This is a genomic window from Mesorhizobium sp. LSJC269B00 (assembly GCF_000502815.1).
Classification (GTDB): domain Bacteria; phylum Pseudomonadota; class Alphaproteobacteria; order Rhizobiales; family Rhizobiaceae; genus Mesorhizobium.
On sequence record NZ_AYVN01000038.1, the window covers coordinates 1 to 4,612 of the forward strand.

1 protein-coding gene is annotated in these 4,612 nt (G+C 60.5%); it reads right to left on the bottom strand.

Annotated features, from left to right (window positions below; genetic code table 11):
• Positions 1-113: 113 nt before the first annotated feature.
• The gene (locus X771_RS1000000169665) at positions 114-4,229 is read right to left on the bottom strand and encodes a Ulp1 family isopeptidase (RefSeq protein WP_245262840.1); all 4,116 of its coding nucleotides are present in this window, start codon (positions 4,227-4,229) and stop codon (positions 114-116) included.
• Positions 4,230-4,612: the final 383 nt, after the last annotated feature.

The window sequence follows — 4,612 nt, forward strand, 5'->3', positions numbered from 1 at the left end:
AAGCCTTCCAACAGTACCAGCCTGATCAATTACAGCGAGAGCTACCGGTCCGGAGATCGCATCAGCGCCTCTGTCGTCAAGAGAGCTGTTCTGCTTGACCCCAGCCATGGAGCTCAACGCCCCGCGTCGGAGCGCTCCCTGCTTCTGAAGGAAGCCATTAGGTCCGCTCGGGCTTGATCGGAGGCTTGGCTGATGGACGTCGTGGTTGCTTCGCTCAGTTGCCGCCCCATGGCGCGGCTTTGCGGATTATCAGTCCTCTGCCTCTTCGCCGGTCTCAACAGCGCTGTGTAATGTTCATTGTTTATGATGACGCCCCCGCTGTTCACGAGGTTGCTCCTGTCAAGTGTACTCGTCAGTCCGTCCTGGGCCTCACGCTTCTTGCCCAAGTGCCGTTCAAACGGCGCTGGCGCGACTTGTTGAGCTCGAGAGATGGGTCCCTGCTCTCCTGCGTGGCCATGAGCTTGTGCCGCGGTCTGCGCAGCGGCGTCCCCAATGGCACGAGCCTCCATGCCGACTGCGTCTTCCGGACGAGCAGCAAGGGCAATTTCGCGCCCGAGTGCGAACTTCCGGACATGAGTTAGTGCACTGATGTCAGCGGTTTTCATATAGCGCTTGGCATCTTCATCCAGCGACCGCTCGTGAAGCCGATCCGCAATCCCCGGCTTTTTGTTTTCAACCAGGCATTGACTGAAACGTCTAAGAGCAGACCCATAGACCTCAACGGTACGGGGTTTCGGCCCGGTCGGCGCTGCCTCGTACGCTTTGATGAGAGCCGCTGTGTACTCTCTGATGAGCACGGCGTCGGCAGGGTGGGGATTCAGGGCAGGGCGGCCCACCACTGGCGCTCCGCCCGCCCACGTCTTGAGACGACCCAGTGACCCAGCCACGGCCGAGGGGCCGCCACCCCAGATCTCGTACTCCTTGCGATCCCGATCCAGCGACGAATCGTGAAGCCGATCCGCAATCCCCGGCTTGTTATTTTCAACGAGCCAATGACCAAAGCCGAAAAGAATATCTACATGGCGCTTGACCGTGATCTCCCCGACCTTACCGGCATAGAGTGCTGACCTCAGCCCTTCGACAAGGGTCGCATCGTTGGAATAAAGAGGACCCTTGTCGGGACCGGAGACCACTTTTGGGCGATCTGGCTGCACCGCCGCCGGCACAGAACGAGCATGGTCACGCAACTCGGACGGTGCGGGGGGATTCAGATCAACCACTGACGAATCCGGCGCATGATGATGGCGCGCCGTTGAGTGANCTGTATCATGCTCACGGTTGATGAGGACCTCCTCGCTTGGTAGCTGGTTGCTCCTGTCCTGTGCAGCGATCCGCTCGTCCGGCGCGCGCTGGTCGCCGTCGCGCCAGCTCAGGGGACGAAAGGACCCTGCGGGATCCGAGGCTTGGTGATGGGGCCCAGTTGGCACGAAAGACGATGCCAGAACAGCGTCGTCTTCATTAGCTTTCCCAGGGGGGAGATACTCTGGCCAACTGTATTCCTCCTGCGGCCCGCTGCGCTGCGCAGCGGCGTCCCCCTTGCTCTCAAGACTTTGAAATTTAAATGGGTCCCCGGGAGCAACGTCTGGCGCTGACTGGCCGAGCCGCTTGATCTGCTGGTGAAACGTCCCAACGGGGCTTTCCTTAACCGCGTCTCGGGCCTGTCGGTCCATGAGTTCAAAGTTCGTAAGATTATTTGCCGTTCCGAATGTATTGTCACCCCTGAGGCGGGTTTGTAGTGCCTGCCGATTGACGACGAGGTTGTTGAGGTTCAGGTTATCTGGCTGCGATTGCAATCGCCCAACCAGCGCCCGCGTGCCGTCCACCACGTAGACTCCGCAATCCACCACGTTGCTCTGCTGGGCGATGCGGGATACGCCCACGCGGGTCTCCAGGCTGGCGCCCAGATTTTCTGCGAGCTCTTTTGCAAGCGTGTCATTGCATCCGTTGTAGGAGTCATAATGATAGGCAACCGGCCGTTCCCGGTCGCTGCGATCAACGAACAGCAGCGACCAATGGGTGCCGCGCTCCGCAAGAGTCTTACCGCCATCGCTCACTGGCACGAACAGGAAGTCGGCTGTGTCGTTACCGTTCTGATGNTCCGCAAGAGTCTTACCGCCATCGCTCACTGGCACGAACAGGAAGTCGGCTGTGTCGTTACCGTTCTGATGGACGATGCGCTGGAATGCGCTTAGCATGACGCTCTCGGAGCCCAAGCGCAGATGATAATTGGCTACGAGGGGATCCACGAACCGCGTCCGGGCGGCGAGATCTGGATTGTTCCCCTGCAACTCCTGCTCCAGGAGTTGGTAATCCCTCTGGATATGTTCGTCGCCTAGCCATTCCAATGCGCCGAGCACCCGCCCGTCTTTAGCTTCCCCAGGGGGCCTCTCTGGCCGACCCAATGCCTCCTGCGTCCCGCTGCGCTGCGCAGCGGCGTCCCCAATGGCACGAGCCTCCATGCCGACTGCGTCTTCCGGACGAGCAGCAAGGGCAATTTCGCGCCCGGGTGCGAACTTCCGGAGATGAGCTAGTGCACTGATCCTCCGGTTACCACCGGAGTTCACATAGCGCTTGGCATCTTCATCCAGCGACCCCTCGTGAAGCCGATCCGCAATCCCCGGCTTTTTGTTTTCATGCAGGTATTCACTGAAACGTATAAGAGTAGATCCATAGACCTGAATGGTACCGCGATTCGGCCCGGTCGCAGGCGCTTCTTTGTACTCTTTGATGAGAGCCGCTGTGTAATCTCTGATGAGCGCGGCGTCGGCAGGGTAGGGATTCCGGACAGGGCGGTCGACCACTGGCGCTCCGCCCGCCAACGTCTTGAGACGACCCAGTGCTCTAGCCACGATCGAGGGGCCACCCCTGCTCTCGTACTCCGAGGGGCCACCCCTGCTCTCGTACTCCTTGCGATCCTGATCCAGCGACGATTCGTCAAGCCGAGCAGCAAATCCCGGCCTGTTATTGTCAAAGAGCCAACGACCAAAGCCGAGAAGAGAATTTACATGGCGCTTGACCGTGCTCTCCTTGACCTTACCCGCGTAAGCTGACCTCAGCCCTTCGACAACGGTCGCATCGTTGGAATAGAGGGGACCCTTGTCGCGACCGGAGACCCCTATTGGAGGATCTGGCTGCACCGCCGCCGGCACAGAACGAGCATGGTCACGCAACTCGGACGGTGCGGGGGGATTCAGATCAACCACTGACGAATCCGGCNATGCACCCACTTGATGGGTGGGGGCCTGCATCAGCACGCGAGCGCCTGAATTGCCGATCTCGCTCAGCTGCGGCTCAGTGGCAACGTCCTGCAGACGACTGTTCAGGGGCCTTTGCCTCTTCGCTGGTCTCAACTCCGCTGTATCATGCTCACGGTTGATGAGGACCTCCTCGCTTGGTAGCTGGTTGCTCCTGTCCTGTGCAGCGACCCGCTCGTCCGGCGCGCGCTGGTCGCCGTCGCGCCAGATCAGGGGACGAAAGGACCCTGCGGGATCCGAGGCTTGGTGATGGGGCCCAGTTGGCACGAAAGACAATGGCAGAACAGCGTCGTCTTCATTAGCTTTCCCAGGGAGCTCGCGCCCGAGTTCGGACTTCCGGAGATGAGCTAGTGCACTGATCCCACCGGAGTTGTTATAGCGCTTGGCATCTTCATCCAGCGACCCCTCGTGAAGCCGAGCCGCAATCCCCGGCTTTTTGTTTTCAACCAGGTATTCACTGAAACGTCTAGGAGCAGATCCATAGGTCTGAATGGTAGCGGGATTCGGCCCGGTCGGCGCTGCCTTGTACTCTTTGATGGGAGCCGCTGTGTAATCTCTGATGAGCGCGGCGTCGGCAGGGTCGGGATTATTCAGGACAGCGGCGCGGTCCAGCACTGGCGCTCCGCCCGCCCACGTCTTGAGATGACCCACTGCTCTAGCCACGTCCGAGGAGCCACTCTTGCTCTCGTACTCCTTGAGATCCGGATCCAGCGACTCCTCGTGAAGCCGAGCAGCAAAGCCCGGCCTGTTATTATCAAAGAGCCAACGACCAAAGCCGAGAAGAGAATTTACATGGCGCTTGACCGTGCTCTCCAATGCTGACCTCAGCCCTTCGACAATGGTCGCATCGTTGGAATAGAGAGGACCCTTGTCGCGACCGGAGACCCCTATTGGAGGATCTGGCTGCACCGCCGGCGGCACAGAACGAGCATGGTCACGCAACTCGGACGGTGCGGGGGGATTCAGATCAACCACTGACGAATCCGGCGCATNGCGGAGGGCGTCTCCCCAGCCCTGGCGAACGCTGGCCCGGCAGGCGCCGCCGGCACAGAACGAGCATGGTCACGCAACTCGGACGGTGCGGGGGGATTCAGATCAACCACTGACGAATCCGGCGCATCATGATGGCGCGCCGTTGAGTGACCCGGCTGCAGCACCGAGGCACCTAGCCTCGACCCACTGTCTCCGGCGTAGGGCGCCGCGGCGTGTTCTTGTCCGCTCCCTTGCACCATGAGTTGCGCCTCCCATGGCGATGTATCCACTTGAGGGCCGGGATCATGCACCGGTTCGTCCATTTGCTTTTGCAACCGAGCCCACCTTTCGGCCACCGCGGCCTCGCCAACCGCGGAGGGCGTCTC